The sequence below is a fragment of the Leptospira yasudae genome, from assembly GCF_003545925.1.
Lineage (GTDB): Bacteria > Spirochaetota > Leptospiria > Leptospirales > Leptospiraceae > Leptospira > Leptospira yasudae.
The window spans coordinates 270,001-290,082 of record NZ_QHCU01000003.1 but is presented as its reverse complement, the minus strand read 5'-3'; the positions used below and the strand labels follow the sequence as shown (position 1 = coordinate 290,082).

19 protein-coding genes and 1 pseudogene (1 of these 20 only partly in view) are annotated in these 20,082 nt (G+C 46.2%); 3 read left to right on the top strand and 17 right to left on the bottom strand.

The features are described 5' to 3' along the window. The first annotated feature begins 37 nt into the window (after window positions 1-37). Window positions 38-1,081 carry an LB_137 family protein gene (locus DLM76_RS10105; protein ID WP_118965124.1) on the top strand — a complete coding sequence of 348 codons (1,044 nt, stop codon included), beginning with the start codon at window positions 38-40 and terminating at the stop codon, window positions 1,079-1,081. Between the two features lie 38 nt (window positions 1,082-1,119). On the opposite strand, the gene DLM76_RS10100 is transcribed toward DLM76_RS10105, so the two are convergent. Continuing rightward, on the bottom strand, window positions 1,120-2,019 hold the full coding sequence (locus tag DLM76_RS10100) for a sensor histidine kinase (RefSeq protein WP_158586041.1): 900 nt from the start codon (window positions 2,017-2,019) through the stop codon (window positions 1,120-1,122). Window positions 2,020-2,254: 235 nt separating this feature from the next. Here DLM76_RS10100 and DLM76_RS10095 point away from each other — a divergent pair, with 235 nt between their 5' ends. Beyond that, window positions 2,255-3,298, top strand: coding sequence for a hypothetical protein (locus DLM76_RS10095; protein ID WP_147455793.1), 1,044 nt, complete (start codon window positions 2,255-2,257; stop codon window positions 3,296-3,298). A gap of 2 nt (window positions 3,299-3,300) precedes the next feature. Here DLM76_RS10095 and DLM76_RS10090 read toward each other — a convergent pair whose 3' ends face one another. The 5 genes from DLM76_RS10090 to DLM76_RS10070 form a co-directional block, all read right to left on the bottom strand. Beyond that, the gene (locus DLM76_RS10090) at window positions 3,301-3,663 is read right to left on the bottom strand and encodes a LytTR family DNA-binding domain-containing protein (protein WP_158586381.1); all 363 of its coding nucleotides are present in this window, start codon (window positions 3,661-3,663) and stop codon (window positions 3,301-3,303) included. Window positions 3,664-4,013: 350 nt separating this feature from the next. Further along, window positions 4,014-4,214, bottom strand: a complete 201-nt coding sequence (locus DLM76_RS21465; protein ID WP_147455792.1) for a hypothetical protein — start codon at window positions 4,212-4,214, stop codon at window positions 4,014-4,016. A gap of 187 nt (window positions 4,215-4,401) precedes the next feature. Continuing rightward, entirely contained in the window at window positions 4,402-5,976 is a 1,575-nt protein-coding gene (locus tag DLM76_RS10080) for a flavin-containing monooxygenase (protein WP_118965120.1), read from the bottom strand. Between the two features lie 176 nt (window positions 5,977-6,152). Next, on the bottom strand, window positions 6,153-7,055 hold the full coding sequence (locus DLM76_RS10075) for a GNAT family N-acetyltransferase (RefSeq protein ID WP_118965119.1): 903 nt from the start codon (window positions 7,053-7,055) through the stop codon (window positions 6,153-6,155). 49 nt (window positions 7,056-7,104) lie between these two features. Further along, window positions 7,105-8,310, bottom strand: a complete 1,206-nt coding sequence (locus DLM76_RS10070) for a phospholipase C/P1 nuclease family protein (protein WP_241548229.1) — start codon at window positions 8,308-8,310, stop codon at window positions 7,105-7,107. Window positions 8,311-9,188: 878 nt separating this feature from the next. On the opposite strand from DLM76_RS10070, the gene DLM76_RS10060 reads away from it, so the two are divergent. After that, window positions 9,189-9,737: a hypothetical protein gene (locus DLM76_RS10060; protein ID WP_118955468.1), complete on the top strand. Its 549-nt coding sequence runs from the start codon at window positions 9,189-9,191 to the stop codon at window positions 9,735-9,737. A 165-nt stretch (window positions 9,738-9,902) separates the two neighbouring features. Here DLM76_RS10060 and DLM76_RS10055 read toward each other — a convergent pair whose 3' ends face one another. The 11 genes and pseudogenes from DLM76_RS10055 to DLM76_RS10005 all read right to left on the bottom strand — a co-directional run. After that, entirely contained in the window at window positions 9,903-10,337 is a 435-nt protein-coding gene (locus DLM76_RS10055) for a DUF4345 family protein (RefSeq protein WP_118965118.1), read from the bottom strand. 90 nt (window positions 10,338-10,427) lie between these two features. Next, the gene (locus tag DLM76_RS10050; protein WP_118965117.1) at window positions 10,428-11,501 is read right to left on the bottom strand and encodes a helix-turn-helix domain-containing protein; all 1,074 of its coding nucleotides are present in this window, start codon (window positions 11,499-11,501) and stop codon (window positions 10,428-10,430) included. Next, entirely contained in the window at window positions 11,498-12,310 is an 813-nt protein-coding gene (locus DLM76_RS10045; RefSeq protein ID WP_118955651.1) for an Lp29 family lipoprotein, read from the bottom strand. The genes DLM76_RS10050 and DLM76_RS10045 overlap by 4 nt, the downstream gene beginning before the upstream one ends. A 149-nt stretch (window positions 12,311-12,459) precedes the next feature. Next, a pseudogene (locus DLM76_RS10040) lies at window positions 12,460-13,098 on the bottom strand (TonB-dependent receptor plug domain-containing protein); the annotation flags it as partial. Window positions 13,099-13,215: 117 nt separating this feature from the next. Next, a complete protein-coding gene (locus DLM76_RS10035) occupies window positions 13,216-15,216 on the bottom strand; it encodes a putative Ig domain-containing protein (RefSeq protein ID WP_118965116.1) in 2,001 nt (666 codons plus the stop codon). Window positions 15,217-15,425: 209 nt separating this feature from the next. Continuing rightward, a complete protein-coding gene (lsa16, locus tag DLM76_RS10030; RefSeq protein WP_118965115.1) occupies window positions 15,426-15,905 on the bottom strand; it encodes an E-cadherin-binding lipoprotein adhesin Lsa16 in 480 nt (159 codons plus the stop codon). A 13-nt stretch (window positions 15,906-15,918) separates the two neighbouring features. Further along, window positions 15,919-17,142, bottom strand: a complete 1,224-nt coding sequence (locus DLM76_RS10025) for a hypothetical protein (protein WP_118955473.1) — start codon at window positions 17,140-17,142, stop codon at window positions 15,919-15,921. A 5-nt stretch (window positions 17,143-17,147) separates the two neighbouring features. After that, entirely contained in the window at window positions 17,148-17,810 is a 663-nt protein-coding gene (locus DLM76_RS10020) for a c-type cytochrome (RefSeq protein WP_225913525.1), read from the bottom strand. Window positions 17,811-17,824: 14 nt separating this feature from the next. Then, on the bottom strand, window positions 17,825-18,376 hold the full coding sequence (locus DLM76_RS10015) for a DUF3341 domain-containing protein (protein ID WP_118955474.1): 552 nt from the start codon (window positions 18,374-18,376) through the stop codon (window positions 17,825-17,827). After that, window positions 18,376-19,743: an NrfD/PsrC family molybdoenzyme membrane anchor subunit gene (gene nrfD / locus DLM76_RS10010; RefSeq protein WP_118955475.1), complete on the bottom strand. Its 1,368-nt coding sequence runs from the start codon at window positions 19,741-19,743 to the stop codon at window positions 18,376-18,378. The genes DLM76_RS10015 and nrfD overlap by 1 nt, the downstream gene beginning before the upstream one ends. Before the next feature lie 25 nt (window positions 19,744-19,768). Then, window positions 19,769-20,082, bottom strand: partial view of a TAT-variant-translocated molybdopterin oxidoreductase gene (locus tag DLM76_RS10005; protein WP_118965114.1) — the 3' portion only. It continues 2,752 nt past the right edge of the window; only the last 314 of its 3,066 coding nucleotides appear in the window; its start codon lies beyond the right edge, outside the window; it ends in the stop codon at window positions 19,769-19,771.

The window sequence follows — 20,082 nt, the reverse complement described above, 5'->3', positions numbered from 1 at the left end:
CGAATCTCCGATTCGTACGGAGATTTCGTTTCGTTTCATGTTCCAAAAGTTTAGAATCGGCGCAAAGTTCGTATTTCTGATCATCCTATTCTTTTCGCAAAATCTCTTTTCGGACATGATACGGCTGAGAAAAAATAAAACCCCTTTGGTCGGTAAGATCATTCAGTACAAAGAAAATGCAGTGGAGCTTTCGACTGCGGAAGGAACAAAAGAAATCCCTTCGAAAGAAATCGAAAAGATAGAACTCGGATTCGACGGAATTCGAACGACTCTCAAGACCGTCGCCGAATCTCAAACTTCCGAACTCATCTTGCTCGAAGTCGTCGACCGTGAAAAATTCGTTTTTTACGACGCGGAGAAATCCGAACTTAAAGTCGTATCGCTTTCCGAGATTCATTCCGCCGAGTTTCAATTTCCTTTCAATCCGGAAAAATTTCAAAGCATGCTCTCCGGATATCAAGTGGAAGTTGTCCTTCAATCGGGAGAAAGAAAAGGCGGGGTCTTATCGAATATCGGATTCAATACGACGACACTTACGATCGATTCTCAAAAAAGTCGGATCCCAAATTCATCCATTCAAAAAATAGCATATACTCGCAGCCTGCCGTCGCAAACAAACCCCGGTTCCGAGACAATCGACCACTCCGTTCGACCGTATGAAATTCTGATACCGGGGAGTTATCAAATTCGAACCGGAAGAAAAGCTTCAGGAGCAACCCTGTTCATCGGAACTCTCTTATCGGCGGCCGCAGCGGAATACGAATATTTGAGGGGGAAAAGCGAACTCGGAAAACAAAAAGAATTCAACGAACAAGCGATTCTTTTGGGAAAAGAATACGGACTCCTGTTTGTAGACTTTGAATACGAAGCCTACTACGAACACAAAAGCAAAAACCGCTCGTTTCTGATTCTTACTTCCCTATTCTACGTTTTGAATCTATTCGATCTCTGGACTTGGAAGCCGGATTCGAAAACCGTGGAGAATTCCTCTTTTCGAATTCTTCCGTCCTTTCGTTTCCCCTGGAACGAACGTTCCCGATCGGAAACGGAAATACAAATTCGTCTGGAGTTCGGCTTCTAAAATCCGATATATTCAATATTAAGAATATACAAATCGAATCAGGAATAAATTTTACTTCGGGCTTCAAGCAAAGATGCGTCGTATAAGGAGATTTCCGTTTTAAACCCGTTTCCGATCTCGCTTTGAATCCGAAGATCGGCTTCGGTGCAAATTTCTTTCAGTCTTCTTCTTAAATAAAAGAAAGTTCCTTCTTCCAAATCGTCGCCCGCTATCCGTGCGCCCGGACCGTTGTCTTGGACCGTGATTCGAATCCGATCCTCGAACTCCCAACCAATCTCCACTTCGATCACGATCGAATGTTTCGATTTCATCACCGCGTGTTTTACCGAATTTTCCACAAGAGTCTGAATCAAGAACGGAGGAACGAAAACTTTTCCGATTTCCATTCCCACCTCTTTTTTGATGAGGATTCGAAACGGATGTTTCGCCTTATTTTTAACAAGATCGAAATAAGAAAGAGTGAAATCCAATTCCTCCCTTAGAGAAACGCGATCACGATCCACGAAACGGAACGAATACCGAAGCATATTCGAAAGACTGTCCAAATATTCGACGGCGTCTTCGCGTTCGCTTTCCATATAGATACGAAGCGTCATCAATGAGTTGAATAGAAAATGCGGAGTCATTCTTAGATTATAAATTCTAGAACCTAAGAATTCCCGATCCGGAGAAACGTTACCCGGCTCGAATCCTTTCGTATTTGCATCCGAATTTTTAAATCTGCCCTGAAGAGCATTGCGTATCAAAAAACTAACGAAGACGAAATGCAAGGGCATAAAAAGGAGAATCAAAGTAACGTATAAATGCGCGGAGGTTCTCGGACTCTGGAGAAACGAAAAATAAATTCCGGAACCTGCCAGCGAAAAGAGAAGGAGATTTGAAAAAAAGATTCCCTTACGATCAAAGAACAGGAAAAATAACGCCCCTCTTTTTTCCATCGATACCATCTTTAAAGAAGGCAACTTCCGAGCATCGAAAAAAACCGCGCACATTTTCAAAGAGGCCGTTTTACATTCCTCATCTTGTATCGTTCATTCCTTTTCCAAGCGCATTCAAACGGGAAGAGCGACCTTCAAAATTCGGGAATTTTTTAATACTTGGCTTGTACGCGTGAAAGTTTATATTCACATTCGCATGAAACGGGAAGATTTTAAGAAATATTTGGAGAAGAGAATGTTTCTCGAATCCTTCTATCCGCTGCGAATCTTCCGAAGAAGTTCGAAACCGGCTTTGAATGAAGAACAAAAAAAGGAGTTGGTCCGGTACGCTCCGTATACGGAGTATTCTTCCTTTCAAAAAGAAGGAAGCGAGGAAACTCCGAATCTTTCTCTGCACCCGATCGACGTTTTTACTAACGCACGCAATTCCAAAAAAGAAAATAAAAGATTCCTCTTTCCGGCGGTTTGGCGTTTTGAGTTGATCTCGCTCGCTTGTTTGCTCTTAATTGCGTCTTCCGCAATCGTTTGGGTACAATGGCGGCTCCAATCGGACCGAAATACGATCTTCGAATTAAGTTGGAAGGGAGAAGGATGTAAGGTTCTGCAAACGGATTCGGATCTTTGGACAATCGATTCTTCTCCAAGAGAATGCAAAATTTCGAATACTTCCATTTTTGGAACGACTCACCTCCTTCTTTTTCCGAACACCGCAGCTACGATTCAAACCGTGCGTTCGCAAACGACGCGACTCCATCTTGAACTCAAAACAGGAAGAATCTATCTGCGGGAAGATCTGCGTCCGGGAAACGGAACTAGATTTTTTATCGGAGGCTGGAAGATTCAACTAACGGGAACAAAAATTTTGGCGGAGATCGCCAACACGAAGGCTTATTTCACTTTATTGGAAGGATCTCTCGATTCCGACTATGAGGATGGAGATACGTCGGTTCACGAACATTTGTCCGTACCCGGCGAATCGATGGAAATCGAAACCGAAAAACCGAATCTCCGAAAAGTCATATTAAACCGAACTCAATTCGAAGCGTTGAATGAAACTCTTCGAAAGGATACGATTTCCTCGCTCCAGGATTCGACTCAAGCTTCGTATTTCAAGCCGCCTGCTAATCGGTCTTTGCGGGCAAATCCTTGGATCATTCGTCTCAAAGACGGAAGAATCCTAAAAGGAAGAATCAAAACCGAAAACGATAGAATTCACATCTTTACCGGAGAAGGAGAAGAAATCCTGGAAGAGCGGGAGGTTCTCTCCATATCGAAATAGAATCATACCTCCGCCTTGTTTTGGTCCGGCCACGTATACGGAAGGTAAACACGACTTACGGGGACTTGACTTTTTTCGTCGTCTGTCATATACGCGTAGTGAACTCCGTCCGTAAAGTATTCCACATGTCCTAAAAATTCCATATTGATAATATACTGTTTATGAACGCGTACGAATTTTTCCGACTGCAATCTCTGCAAGGTCTGCTTCAACGTACCGACCACTTCCAAATTCTGATCCGGCGTATGAAGGACGGAATATCTTCCGTTCGAGGAAATATATACGATATTCGAAAACGTCACGAAGTAATTCCGATCGGCGCCTCTGAACATGGCTCCTATGATTTTGACTTCATTGAACTTCATCGAATCGATCCTTCGCATAATATTTCAAATTAAACCGACATAAAAGAAATTTCATAAAATCGATAATACCTCTTGAGTTTCTTTCTCCTTCGACAACAAGAACAAACGAACCGTTCTTCCCTTTCAATGGTCCTTCAAAATTCTCGTTTTATTTCCCGAGCGACGCACACAATTCAACTAGGAAATAATTTTCTTACAATTTCGATCGTTCGAACCTAATTATGACGTAAGATACCCGATTTATACTTCTTCCATTTCGAATTCTTATCAGACTCGCGCAAAAAAGCCGAAGCGATCGCAAAGAGAGCCTTTCATTTTTAAAATATGAAACAAAAAATTGAAAAACCGATTCACTGAGTGATGAACATAATGGCATCTCGTGTTGAAAGCAACTCTTTCTGCACAATTGTTTCCACTTCAAATAAATACGCATAAATAAAATGCCTTTCTAATGTAATCAAAGGCTCATGACGTTGTGCGAAAGAAACGCTTCGAATAAAGAAAAAATTTTTCTTCGTTTGTTTCCCTTGACAAGCCGTGGAACGGCTCAAGGAGCATCCAATGAAATCGCATCGGTTCAATGGGCGTTCGCAGTATTGCTTAACCCAATAATCGTAGGTTATAAAAAAAGAAAGCCGAGCAAAGCCCGGCCTTACAAACGGAAACGTTCCGCGGTTTCCAAGCGAACCCATCCTTCTTCGATGGGATCGCATCCCGTTGAATCTTAAGAATCCTTTCTTAACGCCAAACTCCCGAAAACAACATCGCGATACGAGAGATCAAACCGATGCTTTCCAGTTGATCGTCCGCCTTTGCCGCTTCGTAATGAGAAAGATTCACGAACTTGGTTTTTAAACGGAACTCGAACGTAAATCCGGGCCACAACGTGGTATTCTTACCCGAACTCGTACGATACCAACTGACGCAACCTCCCGTATTCCAGATGGATTTTTCCAACCGCGCCTGAATCGCCTGATTGTATTTATCCTGAGCTTGTTTCAACACGTTGATGAATTTCAGTTTTTTCTTACGCATGGAAAGAATACATTGAAGCACGTAATTGATCTGCGATTCGATCATCAAAACCATGGAACTATGACCGAGACCGGTGTTCGGACCAACGATCAGAAAGAAATTCGGAAATCCGGCAACGGTCGTTCCCAAATACGCTTCGGCTCCGTTCGCCCAAGCGTCGTTCAAATCGTTTCCGTTTAAACCCTTCACTTCAAAAGGAGACATCGCCTCCGCAGCTTGAAACCCGGTCGCGAGGATGAGCGCGTCGATCGGATGTTCCACGCCGTCCTTGGTAACGATTCCGTTCTCGCGGACTTCTTGGATCGCCGTCGTATTTACGATCACATTCGGTTTTTGTAATGCACCGTAGTATTCATTGGAAATCAAAACGCGCTTACAGCCGATCGTAAAATTCGGAGTCACCTTTTGTCTCAGTTCGGGGTTTTTGATCTGCTTCTTCAGATAACCTCTCGCGAAAACTTCGAACAATTTCATCAAACTAGGATGAATCGTAAACGCGATCACCCGGAACTCGAGCATCCAATAGATCGCAAGACGGAACAACCACTGAGCCGGAGGAAAAACTCTAAACAACCATCTTTCCGCTCCGGAAATCGCGCGGTCCGGTTTCGCGATCACCCAAGGCGCGGTTCTTTGAAAGAGATGCAGTTTTTTGACGTTCGGTTGAATCGCAGGCACGATCTGAATCGCACTCGCTCCGGTTCCGATCACACCCACGGTTTTGTCCTTGAGATCGTAAGAATGATCCCAACGCGCCGAGTGAAACATCTTCCCTTTAAATTTTTTTAAACCGGGAATATCCGGAAGAACGGGACGGCTCAAACCGCCCGAACCGTTAATCAGACTTCTGCACTTAAACGAATTTCCGTTTGCAGACGTTACGTGCCACAGCCCGGATCGTTCGTCGAAGATCGCCGAGTTCACGGAATTGTTAAAATGAATATGAGACCTGAGATCGTATTTATCCGTGCAGTGATTCAGATAGCCGAGAATCTCGGATTGAAGACCGTACATTCTCGACCAGTTCGGATTTCGTTCGAACGAAAAGGAATACAGATGAGACTGCACGTCGCAAGCCGCACCCGGATAATGATTGTCTCTCCAAGTACCGCCCACTCCGTCCGCTTGTTCCAAAATGACAAAAGAATGAATTCCCGCTTGTTTCAAACGGATTCCCATTCCCAGTCCCGCAAACCCCGTTCCGACGATAACCGCATCCAAGACCGGATGATCGGAAGTTTTCAATTTGTCCGCCGCTTCTTTCAATTTCTGAGCCATTTCCCTATTCTCCAAATTCAATCGAAATCTTAGAAAAACCCCAGGTCCTGAACCTTTCGCTTTTCGGGAATGATCCTAACACCAAACGCCGTCCGCTTCGACCAGACTTATGATTTTTGACCGAGATCGGCTGATCGATTCCGAAATCAGAGAGGATTTTTTTCCGCGCACCGCGATCAGGTTCGAGCCAAAATCGGAAAATGAAACGGAAGTTTTCCGAGATCCCCGAAACCCTTCACGAACAAAGGAGAATCGGATTCGTAGGAAACGGCTTCGATGGCAAGATCCTGAACGTCCAAACCGTCCGGACAAAAACCGAATCTCACTTCTTCCGCATCCCTCCCTTCTCCTTCGGCGAAAAAGTCGGAAAGGGAGAATGGAGATTGGCAGAGAACTTCGTGCAACCAAAGAACGTTGCCTTCCCGTTGAAACACGAGAATCGCGTCTTGATCGGGAAAATAGAAAAAGTTTTCGGGAAACGCATACAACCAATAAAAGGAAAGAATGAAACCGTAATTCCGCGCACCGAATCGTTTTGTCACCGGAAGCGAAGAATTTGCGATCCGTCTAAATAAGGTTCGATCTTCTTCGGAGTGAACGTTCAAAACGCGATAAGACCGTTTGCGTTTTGGAGAAGAATTTCGAGCGGGATGTTTCAGGATAAATCGCGACTCGACCGCATTCGCAAAACCCCACTTAGGATAAAAATCGACAACGCTTTCGTTTCCGAAAAGAAAGAAGAAGGACGTTTTCGATCGGTAATCCTCGAAAATCCGTTCGAGCAAAATTCTCGACAAACCTTGATTGCGGTATTCGGAAAGAGTTCCCACGGTCGCGAGCTGAACCGCGTCGTATTCTTTTCCATCGTAAAGAAGTTTCATTTCGCAGACGGAAGCGTTCGCGACGGTATTCTTCCCATCCATCAGACAATACGGAATATAAGAATCTTCCCAAAAACCGAAATCATACCAAAGACGAAAGTCGGCTCCGTAGAGAGCGGGCGGAGTAAATCGAAAGAACGCCTCTCGAAGAACCGGGTCGTCTCGGAAATTTTTGTGAAAGGTAAAATCGCGCCGCATAGCCTAACAATCGTACGCGGCGTTTCGTTTTTGAAAATCGGAAAACGTTCTAATCCTTTAAGAGAGAACGGAGAATTTCCCGCGTTGCCGAACCGGTCAGGGAAAAGTCGCGGCCCGTTTCCTCCAAAAGATGATCCGCTTTTTCGCGATCCAAAGTCGGAAAGATTTCCTTCATCTTCGTTCCGAGTTCCTTTTCCAGATCGTATTCAGGTTTCATTGTATAATCGTAGCCGAACGTATCGATGATGGATTCGTTGATGTCGGCCGCGTGCGAAGCCGCGCGTTTACCCACGAATTTCATCAAATCACCGTTAGACGATTGATCCGGGAAACCGTCGAAATCTTTCGTTAAAAATCCGGCCAAGGTGGAAGTCACCGGAGTCGGGCTCTTATAAAATTGAATCAATCCGTAGGAAACGAAATCTTCATATAGGAAGTGACGATTGGATACGAGCTGTGTGGTTTTCGCCTTCGTTTCCTTTTTGGATTCCTTGGAGGAAAAAGCGAATTTCAAATAATAGAAAAAACCGGCGTCCGGAACCGCTTTGGAATGATACGGTTGACCGATATCCTGAATATAATGACAGGCCCAAGCGGCGAATCGATATCTCCAATAATCGTGTCCCGTTTTTCCCGCCAATTTGGAAAGACGGGAAAACAACTCGATTCGATCCAGGATCATTCCTCCTTCCACGATCTCCGGCGCGAATAAGGAAAGAATCCAGTTTTCGTTCTGAAACTGCATGTGAAACGGAGCCTTGCTGCTTTCACCTTGCGGTTTACCGTACGGCTGCTTTCCGTAACCGTATTCCTCGAAACCCCAAAGACTGTGATCCATGCCCCAATCGGGTTCGTCGATAAACGTATATAATACGTTTCTAATCTTGATTTTTTTACCCGCGGTCGATCGAAATCTCGCGGGAAGTTCCTCCAAATCGGGCAAATACGGAGTGATCGCGGAAACCGGAACATCGCCGTTCATGTTCTTGGAACCGGGAAGAATCCGCTCCACTTCCATAAATTTGGTCGCGGGATTCAATCTCGCAGCCTTTAAAAAATCGAGAACGGTAGGTGATTTCGCATTAAATTCCACCTTTTTAAACCGCTTAGAACCGCGTTCGGTTTCCCAAACAGCGAATTCGTCGAACAGAACTTTTAAGGAATCCTTTTCCTTTTTTACGAAAGAATCGAGGGATTCGGAAGCAACCTCCTGCGAAACAAAGTGCATAGAAGGATGTTCCAATGCACGATCCATCACGAGATAGTGAGTGCCCCAGGAGAATACTCCCTGCGGCAGCAGAAACAGGAGAGGAAGAATCCAGATTTTCCGGCCGAATTCGGAAATTTTTTTGCGAAATGAAATCGAGAAAGAGGAAACGTTGGATGCGAAAGGTGCGGGAAAGGTTGCATTTTTTTTCTTTTTTATCATGATAATTCTCTTCGTTCAGGATATGGGAGGTCCAAGAATATCCTCAAAGCAAACTAACGCAATCAAAGATTCCGAATCCGCTTTCGATCCCGTAAAAATAGAATTCCCGATTTCTCAAAAGAAAAAACTCAACCGTTCGGAAACGGGGTTTTTCATAACGGTCATTTCGAAATCAAAAATAATTTTTTGATAACTTATAAGATGCAGTTCCGCAGAAGGTTCAACAACTTCCGTCTCTGCGGATCGCGGCGTCATGGATATCATCGTGCCGCCCGCTGTTTCCGATAAAGAGGATTCGACTTCGAGTCACTCCTTAAGCCAGGAATCGAGTTCGGCGAGAAATGATCGATTGGAAAAAAAGATCCGATCCTCGAGTCGGAACATGCGAATTCCATTATACTCAAGAACCGGCCTCATTTTCCTTCGTTTATTCAAGTAAAAAGTATCTAAAAAAATTTTCACTTAACAAATGAAAGACGAATAACGTTCATATTTCGAAAAAAATTTTACAAAAAGTTTTAAATCGAATCCATAAAGCTCGAATGCGGATTATAAACACGGAACGAACTACCGAAAAATTGGAATAAATTTATTTCCAAAAATGAAAAACCGATTCCGAGCGGAGGTTTACTGATTCGAACGACAACGCGACTAACGATTGTAAGATATTTTTTCGCGTTCCGTTCTAAATAGAGGAGACCCTAATGCAAACAAAAACAAAGAACGTTAGATACATTCTAGCGCTCACTCTCGTAGGATTGGCGATCAATTTTTCGAATTGCGCCGAAGACAACAAAACGGATCTGACTCCGATTCTCGCCATACTGGCGTTAGCCGGAAATTCGGGCCCGGCGGACCTGCCGCAACCTACGGACGGCACCGCCATTATGAAGTTAGGCGATGAAAGCTTCATCCTGACCAACCAGCAATTGTGCGTTTCGGGAGCGGGAGGAATTATCGTTCAGATGGTCGACGCGGACAACCTGCCGATTTTGAACATCCACAACATCAATTTCTCGCAGACTACGACGCACACTCTGGGTGAAGGCGGATCCGCTTTGGACATCGACACCGCTGGAGGAGTTTACGGAGCTGGTACCAATAACGTGCGAGGAACCTGCACCGCCACGGTCAAGGAAACCTCCGCCACGATCTTTGATCTTCAAGCGTTGAACTGCCCGATTACGAAGCAGTTTGCCGCAAGCAATATTCCCGATGCGAAACTTTCGTTTCGGGTTCGTTGCAGAAGATAAGTCGATTTGGTAGATCCGTAACAAACAACAAAGAATCGGACGAAGTGAAAGCGTTCGATCCTATAAAATAAAAAAGCCCTTCCTTCGAGGAGATTCGGAGGAAGGGTTTTCGGTTTCGAATCGGATCATCTTAAAAATCCGGTCTTCGGTTTAACGGAATTTTCTTTATTTCGAAATCCGTTGCAGGATCCAAGCTCCGATCACCGTGGCCCCTACTTCGGTTGCCATGCTCAAATAAATGTATTCGTTTCCCGGACCGTCCAGGAACAGAGTGTAAATTCTTCCTAAGAACAAACCGGATGCTGTTGTGATCGCAAGCAGAATCGAGGCCTTACGCCATTCTTCCTTGAATAACCCGAGTAAAAGCACGACGCCTACTCCCAAACAAAGTCCGCCGTACATCGCTCTGAAATCAGCGAGCGCAGCGGAACTTTTGATTTCGATTCCGATCATCGAAGCGAGTCGAATCGGAACGAGAAAAAAACCGATCGTAAAGCCCGCGTAAACCGCAGCGTTTAAAGCGATAAAAATTTTCGAGAAAAGCTCGAGTAGACGATCTCCTTCCGCGGATCGCTGCATCGATAGGCTGTTGGTTTGCATTCATACCTTCCTTGTTGGCTTGCAACAAGACTCAGTATGCGCCGTTTCGATTCGGAAATCGACCGGTGTTATAAAGGCTTACAAATTTTTTCAGACCTTTACGGTTTTTCGGTATTCGACGGGAGTTTTTTCGGCGAGTTTTAAAAAGGCTTCGTTGAAAGAGGACCGATTGTTGAAGCCGACTTCCATCGCGATTTCCAAAACGGTCTTATTCGTTTCCGCGAGAAGTTTTTTTGCCTCTTCCACTCTGTATTGATTGAGCCATACGAAAAAACTCTTATTCAGTTTGCTGTTGATGAGTTCCGAAAGCTGATGAGTCGTCAACGACATCCGTTCCGCGACGGCCGCAAGGGAAACCTCTTCGTCCCGGTAGAATTTTTCGGTCCGCATCATCGTTTCCAAACGCGCAAGAATCTCTTCGATTTCCAATCCGCCGAGACGCGATCGGGAATACTTCGCCTTCACCAACTCTACGTGAATCGTTTCTTCCAGATTGGAGTACCGCTTTCGCACGTAATAGATTCCGCACAAGGCAAGCGAAACGAAGATGGAGGAAATTTTTAAAAAGAAAACTCCGTATAAAAATCCGAGGGCCCCGAATAGAGAAACGCTCGCAAAGTCCAAAGCGCAGATCCATATCAAAAATCGAAGCGAAGCTTCTTTGACCGAAGCTAAAATTCGAAAAATCGAAATTCCGAAAACGAACGAAAATACGGTCGAAGCAAGAAACAAAATCAAGACCAGGCTTTTTGCGCCGGAAGGGTTCGAAAGACTCGCGATCTCCCAGGGAAAAACCGATTCTTCACGCGGAAGCAAAAATACCGTAAGTCCGAAGACGATCGTTGGAATCCAAAGAAGAATTCGTTTCCGATCGAATCGAAAATCCTCTTCGACCATTGCGGTTAACGCCGTGTAGGCGACCGGACCCGCTGCAAACAAGAGCGGAATTGTTAAACGAACATAGAAAGCGGAATCGGAAAAAACTCCCTGACAAACGGCTGCGTTCAAAAACTGTAAAACTCCGATACAAAGCAGCGAGATCGCGAAATAGATTTGAAATTTAGTTTTTTTGAATGGAATCAGTTCCGGAAACGCGAGCAAAAAAGCCAGAAACCCTCCGAACACGGAAAAGGCGTTTCCGAACCATTCCCAGGATCCGTTCATTTTCGAAATGCGGCCTGCGCTTGGATAAAACTCGCAACGTCCGTTTCGAACTTCGATCCCAATTCTTGATAAACGAACTTAGGCGGAGAAGTCACCTGTTTGAGAGCGTTACATCCCATTCTACGACATTCTTCCGGTACGGAAGAAGCCCAGACCGCACCGATCACGGAATATCCGTGATCGTATTTGATCGCTGTCAATTGGTTTAGATTTTTGTCATAGATTCTGATTTCGGTACCGGCTTGCAAAGAAGCGTAACTCGGGATCAATCCGAAACTGATCACGGAAAAGATGGAGGAAAATAATTGCACGACGCTGCTTCCGAAATGTTTCGGAGTTTGAAACGCGGGAGTATGGATTCCGAGAACATAATAATCGACCCCGATATCCTTGAGCTTGAAGATCCGATCCTCTCCTTTTTTTTCCACGCTCGTAACGTATGTCAGTTCCAGAACGCCGCTTTCTTTTACTTCGTTTAGATAATCCTGAACGAACTTCTTAACCTTATCCGAGGGAACGTCCTTTCTGAAACCGGCCGACTTGAGTTCGGACGCGTAAACCCCATTCTGAAACTTTAATATAGTTCGATCGGGATATGCGAGATTGGCGGTATAAACCCGCGTCTCCGCGGAAGAGGTAGTCATCTCCGTGGCATAAGGTCGAAAACCGATGTACGCGATTCTTACCTTGGATAAGTTCGGAATCGCCGCGCTGTCAGCGCCGTCTTTTTGCACGTAGTAATGATAATTACAGTCGAGAAGAAAGGAAAAAAGCAGAATGTAAAATACGGAGAATCTGGATTGTTTCATAGTATTACCGGAAAATTGCGGACTCAAGTTTCGCCTCTTCCGCTTCCGTATTAGATTCTCCTAAAGCATGGCTCTTTGCAATCAAAAAGAAGAACCGAAACGCGGATCGCGTGAAAAAATCGGAAAGGCACGCGCGGTTTCGATTCTTTTTAAAATCGAAGTTCGATTCCGAAATTCACGTACGGAATCTTATTCTTATCGGTCTGCAGGGCTTGTTGTCCGTTGAGGTACATGTATTGTGTTCGCGGATTGGCGCCCGGCACATGCGGAAGAATCGGAACGAACGCTTCTTGTCCTGACGCGATTCTGTTTCCGGTGATGTTGACGAGTTCCAGATAAAGAGTGAGCTTTCCCCAATCCGTATGGATAAATCGATCGAACCGAATGTCGAGTTGTTTGTAATGAGGAAGTCTCGCCGAACGTTGCATATCCGAATAGATCGGCTTATACATCGGAATAGAAAACGAACTCCCTTCGGTTCCCGTAGTTGGAACCGGAGGTAAATCCGGGAAGGCTTCCGCGATATTTTGACTTAAGGTTGTCCGGCTCGATCCGGCGACCGGAGTATATGCAAAATTCGTTAAATACGTGGTTTTAAATCCGATCTGCCCCTTGTCTCCGAACTTCCAGCCGAGAACCATGGTGAACACGTGGGTTCTATCAAAGTCGTATAATTCTTCTTTTGAATTTTTAAGAAGAACATCGTAACTTCCGTCTCGATAGTAGTTCGCATAATATTGTTTCGCGTCCTCTTGATAAACGAGTTTTTTAGAGGAACTGGAAGCGAGCGGAAAGCCTGATTCTCAGAGATCAGTTTCGGATAACGCATTTTCGATCCCGGGTCGATTTCGGTCCTAAACAAACGGAATTCACAACGGCTTCTTCGGTCTCCGGCCCATTCCAAGTCACTTGTAAAAAATATGCACAGCGCCTGAATTCAAAACGCTATCATTGTCGGTCGAAGGCGTGGGAGGAGAATTTACGGACTTGTTCAAAATCATTCCGAGTCCGTCGTCGTCGTTCTGTGCGGCAACCGCCATCAAGTCTCCATCGATACAAACCAGAATTCCAAACGCGTCCGACGCTTCCGCGTTAGGCGCCTTTAGATACGATTGAAAAGCCCATCCGGACGATAACTTTCGGAACACATAGGCCGCACCGGAATTCAGCACGCTATCGTCGTCGGCTCCCGGAGCCGGAAGGGTCGCGGGAGAATGTAAAACGGAGGTTTGAGAACTATCTTCCCCATTAGCGCCGACTAGGATCGTATCCCCCGAAATGGCAACGCTTCTTCCGAAATTATCGCTCGCTTCGATATTCGGCGATTTCAAGTACGCTTCGAACGCCCAAGTGCTTCCGGTCCTACGGAATACGTACACGGCGCCGGACGCAAGGGCCGAATCATCGTCACCCGCGGTTGTAAGATTTGCTCCGAGAGAATTTGAAATCGTCGTTTGAGCGCTGTCTTCGTTGTAAGCTCCGACTACGGCGACATTTCCATCTTCCGAAAGATCCAAGCAAACGCCGAACTGATCGCTGTTATCCGCGTTCGGAGCCTTGAGATAGGATTCGAAAGCCCAGGTCGCACCCGTTTTACGGAATACATAAGCCGCACCCGAAGCGGCAAGAGAATCGTCGTCACCGGCAGTCGTAAGCGAAGGTCCTAAGGAATTCAAAATCGTCGTGTTCCCGCTATCCTCATTGATGGCGCCCACAAGCAAAGTGTCTCCTCTGACACGAATCTTTGCGGCGAATAAGTCCCCAGTTTCCACATTCGGAGCTTTGATGTATGCGTCCCAGGTCCAAGTTGTTCCGGTCCTTTCAAAAATGTAAACCGCACCCGAAGTGGCAGCAGTGTCATTGTCGGTTGCACCCGAAAAACCGGGCGCCGGAGCTTGGAGAATCGTTCCAAGACCTCCCCTTTCCTGAACGGCTCCGACTGCAATCCGATCCCCGGAAATCGAAACGCTGGCCCCGAATTGATCTCCGCTGTCGATGTTCGGAGCTTTTAGATAAGCCTCCAAGGCCCAAGTGGACCCTGTCCTACGATAAACATACGCCGCTCCCGCACTGATTACGGTATCGTCATCTCCCGCCGGAGTTAAACCGGCAAAGGGAGAATGGAGAATTGCGGAATTCCCGCTGTCCTCTGCACGAGCGCCGACGACGATCGTATCTCCCGAGATAGCGACGCTGCATGCGAATTGATCGTTCGCTTCCATGTTCGGAGCTTTGAGATATGCTTCCAAAGCCCAAGTGGTTCCCGTGCGACGGAAAACATAAGCGGCTCCTGCCCCGTTCGCGGAATCGTCATCCCCGGCGGAAGTCAAACCGGCAAACGGACTTTGGATAACGCCGGTTTGAGCGCTGTCCTCGCCGCACATCCCCATCACCAACGTATCTCCGGACAGATCGAGATCGAAGCCTCCGGTCGGATCGCTGCTATCCGGATTCGGGGCCTTTAGATAACTTTCCCATTCCGCGTTGAGGGCATCGACTGAAATCTGAATCGAATAGGAAGAAGAACCGGAAGAATTCGAAGCGGTAATCGTATAAGAAGACGAAGCCACCTTGGAAGTGGGCATACCCGTGATTTCACCTGTAGCGGAATCGAAGGAAAGACCGGACGGCAACGCGGGTGAAACTGAAAGCGAAGTAGTAGGACCGGTGATCGTGGGTTGAATTGCAGAAATGGGTATGTTCTTAACGAATTGAAACGAACTCGTCGGGTATGTCAAAGTGGGAGGAGTTCCCGCAGATTTCGAAAGATCTTCGATCGTCACCGAAGTAGGATTGCCCAGCAACACCATGAAATGTCCGGGATCATGATTCTGCAGACATCCGAAAAGAAATGACTGACAAAGAATGGAAAACCAAAGGACGCGAAAATGAACGTTTTTTTCCAAAAGCCTTCCTCCCTTCCTCTCAAGACTTTTTTGAAGTCTCTTTTTTTAGGGAGAATGGTAGGTGAAATCCGGTCGTCCAACAACCCCGATTATAAATGAGGAAATCTTCGATTATAAGCAACCGATCCTACGTTGAGGACAAAAAAAATCCATGCCCTTCTTCCGAAGCGGCATGGAGCTTTCCAATGTTTTAAGTAACGGTTGCTGTTTTACTTTTTCAGTTCCGGAGCAAGTTCTGCCAATGGAACCTTATCCTTTGGAAGAGAAGCATATTCCGGGAATTCGTATCCGTTCGGATAGTGCTCGTGATCTTCAGGATTGTAAAAGTGAATGTAGTCCTTGCGGTATCCCCAAGTGAAAACGGATTTTTCAGGATCCTGTCCCACCACTAAACAACGAGGATTGATCCAGCCTTCGGTTTTTTCAGTCTTAACGCGAACGAAAAGTTTCGCGTTCGCTTCGTGGTTTCTATAGTCATATACTCTCACCACGGAACCGGGAGTGATTCTTTCTTTAACCGCTGAAGTCGCATCGGCTTCCGCGAAAATCGGAACCGTAGGTTCCAGAGAAGGATTCACTAAGGATGGATCGCAATTCTTATGATTGGTGACTTGCGCGAGTTTAGAGCAAGCTCCCAAAAAGAGAGCCGCGCTTATTAAGAGAACTGTCAGTTTTAGATTCTTTTTCATCGTTCCTCTTCTCTTATTGATGATGGTGCAGAGACTGATCCAATCTTGGATCCCCTACCGGAATCAGAGCCGCAGATTCGTAGCGTTTCAGAACTACGAAACCGAAAAGACCGATAAATCCGATCACGGCGCCGAGTGTTACGATCAATCCGGAAAGCTGGAAGTTTTCGAAATTAGCGGGGAACACCAGCCAATAGATTTCGATCACTTGCGTAAACACGATCCAGATCGCAACTTTCACGAGGAAGTTGATGTCTCTTTTGTTCGGTCTATTCAAGAGCAACAAGAACGGAAGGATGAACTTAATGAAAGGAAGAGCGTAAGTGAACACTTCCCATCCGCCGGTCAATCTTTGCTCGTAAAAGAAAGTTTCTTCCGGAATGCTCGCATACCAAATCAACATGAACTGGGAGAATCCTACGTAAGCCCAGAATACGCAGAAACCGAGCATGAACTTGCCGATATCGTGGATATGGTTTTCGTTCACGAGATTACCGAGATATCCTTTCTTTTTCAGAAAGTAGATCATGATTACGAGCGTGGAAAGACCGGTTTGATACGCGCCTGCGAAACAATATACTCCGAACATGGTGGAGAACCAGTGCGGTGTTAAGGACATGATCAAATCGAAAGAAGCGAGAGAGAAAGAAAGCGCGAAGAATACGATAAATCCCCCGGCCAATCTTGCGTTGAACTGAGTATGCGCAACGTCTTTATCCCCGTCTTGTTGAGTGGAACGTTTGTGGAATAACCATCCGAAAACGGACCAAGCCGCTCCGAAAAGAATCATCCGAATCACGAAGAAAGGAGTGTTCAACAAAGGTTTCTTGTGTTGAAGAAGATGATCGTGAGCGACTACGTCTTCGTGGCTCCATTCGTAAAGATCGTGAATTCCGACCGCGGTGATCAGCAGAAGAACCGCTACCACAGGAAGGAAAAGTCCGTAACCTTCGGCAAGTCTTCTTACGGTGATGGACCAATGAGCGCCGGTGATGTTGCTGATCGCTGTGAAGAAAACTCCCGCGAGAGAAATCCCGGTGATAAAAAAGGTTCCGATCAAGAACGCGGACCAAGCCGGATTGGAATGTCCTCCCTCGTGTCTTGGAGGGGTATGAGAAAGGGTGAAATACCCGATGAGTAAACTTAATACTCCGATCCCGATCATCCCGAAAAGGGCGCTGCGGGTCTTGGAGTCGAGTTTGAAGTTAATCAGATTTTGTTCGACTTTGACTTCCATGATTCTTAATTCCTAGCCACGTCTTTTTTTGTTCTGTTCTCGTATTCCTGGAGTTTTCTCACGTAGAGAACGATCTTCCAGCGGTCTTCGGGAGAAACTTGAGAAGCGTAGCTTTTCATTCTTCCCCAACCCGCAGTGACTACGTGATAGATTTGTCCGTCGGAATATCCTTGGATCTTAGGAGAAATCACGGCAGGAACCGGAAATCCGATTCTTGGAGCCGGACCAACGATGGTTCCATTCCCCGCCCCTCTTACGCCGTGGCAAGGAGAGCAATACGTTTGATATTTAGCTTCTCCCTTTTGAAGATTCGCTAAATCGTTTTTGAAAGGATTGGAAAGTCCTTTATTCGGCAATTGAGTTACGTCCAATCCGAGATACTCGTAAGGATAGTATCCTACCGGAACCGCTCCTTTCGGAGGAATTCGAGAAGCGGCTCCGTCGCGTGCGATCGGATCCTCTTCCTGAGCTTCTCTTGCGGGAGAATCGGCCATATCCGGAAAGTATTCCAGAGGAGGCGTTTTGGACTCGCAGTTCCAGAAAAGAACAGCGGCCAAAAGGAAAATTAGAGATTTACAGCGAGTCTTTAGGCTTATGTTTTCTAAAACTGAAAAACCGAAAGCTGCAAGGTTCTGTCCCGTCAGGGACAGGTTCTTATAATATTTCATTCTTGTCCCTGCTCCTATTTCACAACCTCGACGTTCTTTCCGCCGAGACCCTTGATAAAGCTTACGACTTCGTCTTCCTTATAACCTTTGGAAGAGGAAGGAATCCAGAGTGCGAACTTGTCCGTAGTGATGTCCGGATGCAGAACTCTCCGATTGATTTTCGGAAGTCTGGTTAAAAAGAACATCGCCGCAGCCGTTCCCACACCGGCCATAAACACGGTGAATTCGAACGTGATCGGGATATACGCGAACCAAGCGTTCAGATTCTTTCCGGAGATGTTGATGGGCCAATCGAACTTGTGAGTCAGATACTGCATTCCGAAACCTACGGTGCATCCGAAAAGTCCCATGAAGAATGTCACCCAAGGAAGACCGGAACGGGGAACTCCCATCGCGTCGTCCAATCCGTGAACCGGATACGGAGTGAAACAATCGAAGTTCGTGTAATTCTTCTCTTTGGTTTTTTGCGCCGCAGAGATAATCTCCGCGGGGCTATCGAAAAGCCCGAATACTCCCGAGCTTGTTTCTTCGAACGTATGAAATTGTTCTTTATGAGGTTTATACATCAGTGGTGTCCTCCGTCTTTGTGAGGCATAACGGTTTTAACTTCCGCAACCGCGATGACCGGCATGATTCTACAGAACAGAAGGAACAACGTGAAGAAGATTCCGAACGTTCCGATGAGCATCATAAAGTCGTAAACGGTTGGGATATACATATCCCAGCTGGAAGGAAGGAAGTCCGCGTGAGTCGTCATAACGATCACGTATCTTTCGAACCACATCCCGATGTTTACGATGATGGAGATGATAAACATGACCGGAATATTGGTTCTGAGTTTTTTCCACCAGAATACCTGCGGAGAAAACACGTTACAGCTGAACATGATGAAGTAAGCCCAGCCGTAAGGACCGAAAGCTCTGTTTACGAAAGTAAAACCTTCGTATTCGTTACCGGAATACCAAGCCATGAAGAACTCGGTGGAGTAAGCGAGACCCACGATCAAACCGGTTACCATGATGACCTTGTTCATGTTTTCCAAGTGTTTCATGGTGATGTAATCTTTCAGATTGAAAACTTCTCTTGCGATCACCATCAGAGTCACAACCATCGCAAACCCGGAAAAGATCGCCCCTGCAACGAAGTAGGGAGGGAAGATCGTCGTGTGCCAACCCGGAAGGATCGAAACCGCGAAGTCGAAGGATACGATCGTGTGAACCGAAAGAACCAGAGGAGTGGAAAGAGCCGCGAGGATCATCGCCACCATTTCGAGGTGAGACCAAGCTTTGTTGGAACCTACCCAACCGAGAGAAAGAACGTCGTAGATTTTACGTTTCATTTCTCCTTTGGAACGGTCTCTTACGGCCGCGATATCCGGAATCAAACCGATATACCAGAACACGAGAGAGATCGTTAAGTAGGTCGAAACCGCGAACGTATCCCAAATCAGAGGAGAACGGAAGTTAACCCAAAGAGGGCCTCTTTCGTTCGGATAAGGGAATAACCAGAATCCCACCCAAGGTCTTCCGATGTGGATGATCAGGTTGGAAGCCGCCGTTAACACCGCGAAGATCGTCATCGCTTCTGCGGCACGGTTGATCCCGGTTCTCCATTCTTGACGAAACAGATAAAGAACGGCTGAAATCAGGGTTCCGGCGTGACCGATCCCGATCCAGAATACGAAGTTTACGATGAAGAATCCCCAAGCCACGGGATTGTTGATCCCGAGAATGTAGAGACCTTCCCACATCAGGTATCCGATGATACCTAAGTCGATAACGGTAATGGTAAGAACCAGAAGGAAAGCCTTCCACCACAAAGAAGTGGGGAACGCTTCGACGGGTCTTAAGATATCCTCGGTAACGTCCCGAACCGACTTACCGCCGGTTACGAGAGGCTGGATATCCAGGGCTTCTTTGACTGCGTTGGACATTGACATAGCTTTTTACGTTACTCCATTAAATTGAGCTTCTGACCCGGGTCAGGTAAGCCACCTGAGGACCGACGTTCAGATATTCGAGGACACGGAAGGATCTTGGTCCGGAGGAAAGTTTTGCAACTTCCGAACTCTTATCGTTCGTGTTACCAAAGCTGATTGCATCCGCCGCACAGCTTTGCTGGCATGCGGTTTTCACTTCGCCGTCTTTCAGAACACGGCCTTCGTTTTTAGCCGCGATCTTCGCTTCCGCAATTCTATGAGAGCAGAAGTTACATTTTTCCATAACCCCGCGACCGCGAACCGCAACCTCTGGATTGAGTCCCAAGTAACGAG

What these genes read in the sequence shown, in the direction of transcription:
- DLM76_RS10045 (WP_118955651.1), bottom strand. Translation starts at nt 12,310, where the DNA reads ATGAAACAATCCAGATTCTCCGTATTTTACATTCTGCTTTTTTCCTTT.
- lsa16 (WP_118965115.1), bottom strand. Translation starts at nt 15,905, where the DNA reads ATGAAAAAGAATCTAAAACTGACAGTTCTCTTAATAAGCGCGGCTCTC.
- DLM76_RS10090 (WP_158586381.1), bottom strand. Translation starts at nt 3,663, where the DNA reads ATGAAGTTCAATGAAGTCAAAATCATAGGAGCCATGTTCAGAGGCGCC.
- DLM76_RS10020 (WP_225913525.1), bottom strand. Translation starts at nt 17,810, where the DNA reads ATGAAATATTATAAGAACCTGTCCCTGACGGGACAGAACCTTGCAGCT.
- DLM76_RS10100 (WP_158586041.1), bottom strand. Translation starts at nt 2,019, where the DNA reads ATGGAAAAAAGAGGGGCGTTATTTTTCCTGTTCTTTGATCGTAAGGGA.
- DLM76_RS10070 (WP_241548229.1), bottom strand. Translation starts at nt 8,310, where the DNA reads ATGGATCGTGCATTGGAACATCCTTCTATGCACTTTGTTTCGCAGGAG.
- DLM76_RS10025 (WP_118955473.1), bottom strand. Translation starts at nt 17,142, where the DNA reads ATGGAAGTCAAAGTCGAACAAAATCTGATTAACTTCAAACTCGACTCC.
- DLM76_RS10050 (WP_118965117.1), bottom strand. Translation starts at nt 11,501, where the DNA reads ATGAACGGATCCTGGGAATGGTTCGGAAACGCCTTTTCCGTGTTCGGA.
- DLM76_RS10095 (WP_147455793.1), top strand. Translation starts at nt 2,255, where the DNA reads ATGTTTCTCGAATCCTTCTATCCGCTGCGAATCTTCCGAAGAAGTTCG.
- DLM76_RS10080 (WP_118965120.1), bottom strand. Translation starts at nt 5,976, where the DNA reads ATGGCTCAGAAATTGAAAGAAGCGGCGGACAAATTGAAAACTTCCGAT.
- DLM76_RS10015 (WP_118955474.1), bottom strand. Translation starts at nt 18,376, where the DNA reads ATGTATAAACCTCATAAAGAACAATTTCATACGTTCGAAGAAACAAGC.
- DLM76_RS10055 (WP_118965118.1), bottom strand. Translation starts at nt 10,337, where the DNA reads ATGCAAACCAACAGCCTATCGATGCAGCGATCCGCGGAAGGAGATCGT.
- DLM76_RS10075 (WP_118965119.1), bottom strand. Translation starts at nt 7,055, where the DNA reads ATGCGGCGCGATTTTACCTTTCACAAAAATTTCCGAGACGACCCGGTT.
- DLM76_RS10105 (WP_118965124.1), top strand. Translation starts at nt 38, where the DNA reads ATGTTCCAAAAGTTTAGAATCGGCGCAAAGTTCGTATTTCTGATCATC.
- DLM76_RS10060 (WP_118955468.1), top strand. Translation starts at nt 9,189, where the DNA reads ATGCAAACAAAAACAAAGAACGTTAGATACATTCTAGCGCTCACTCTC.
- nrfD (WP_118955475.1), bottom strand. Translation starts at nt 19,743, where the DNA reads ATGTCCAACGCAGTCAAAGAAGCCCTGGATATCCAGCCTCTCGTAACC.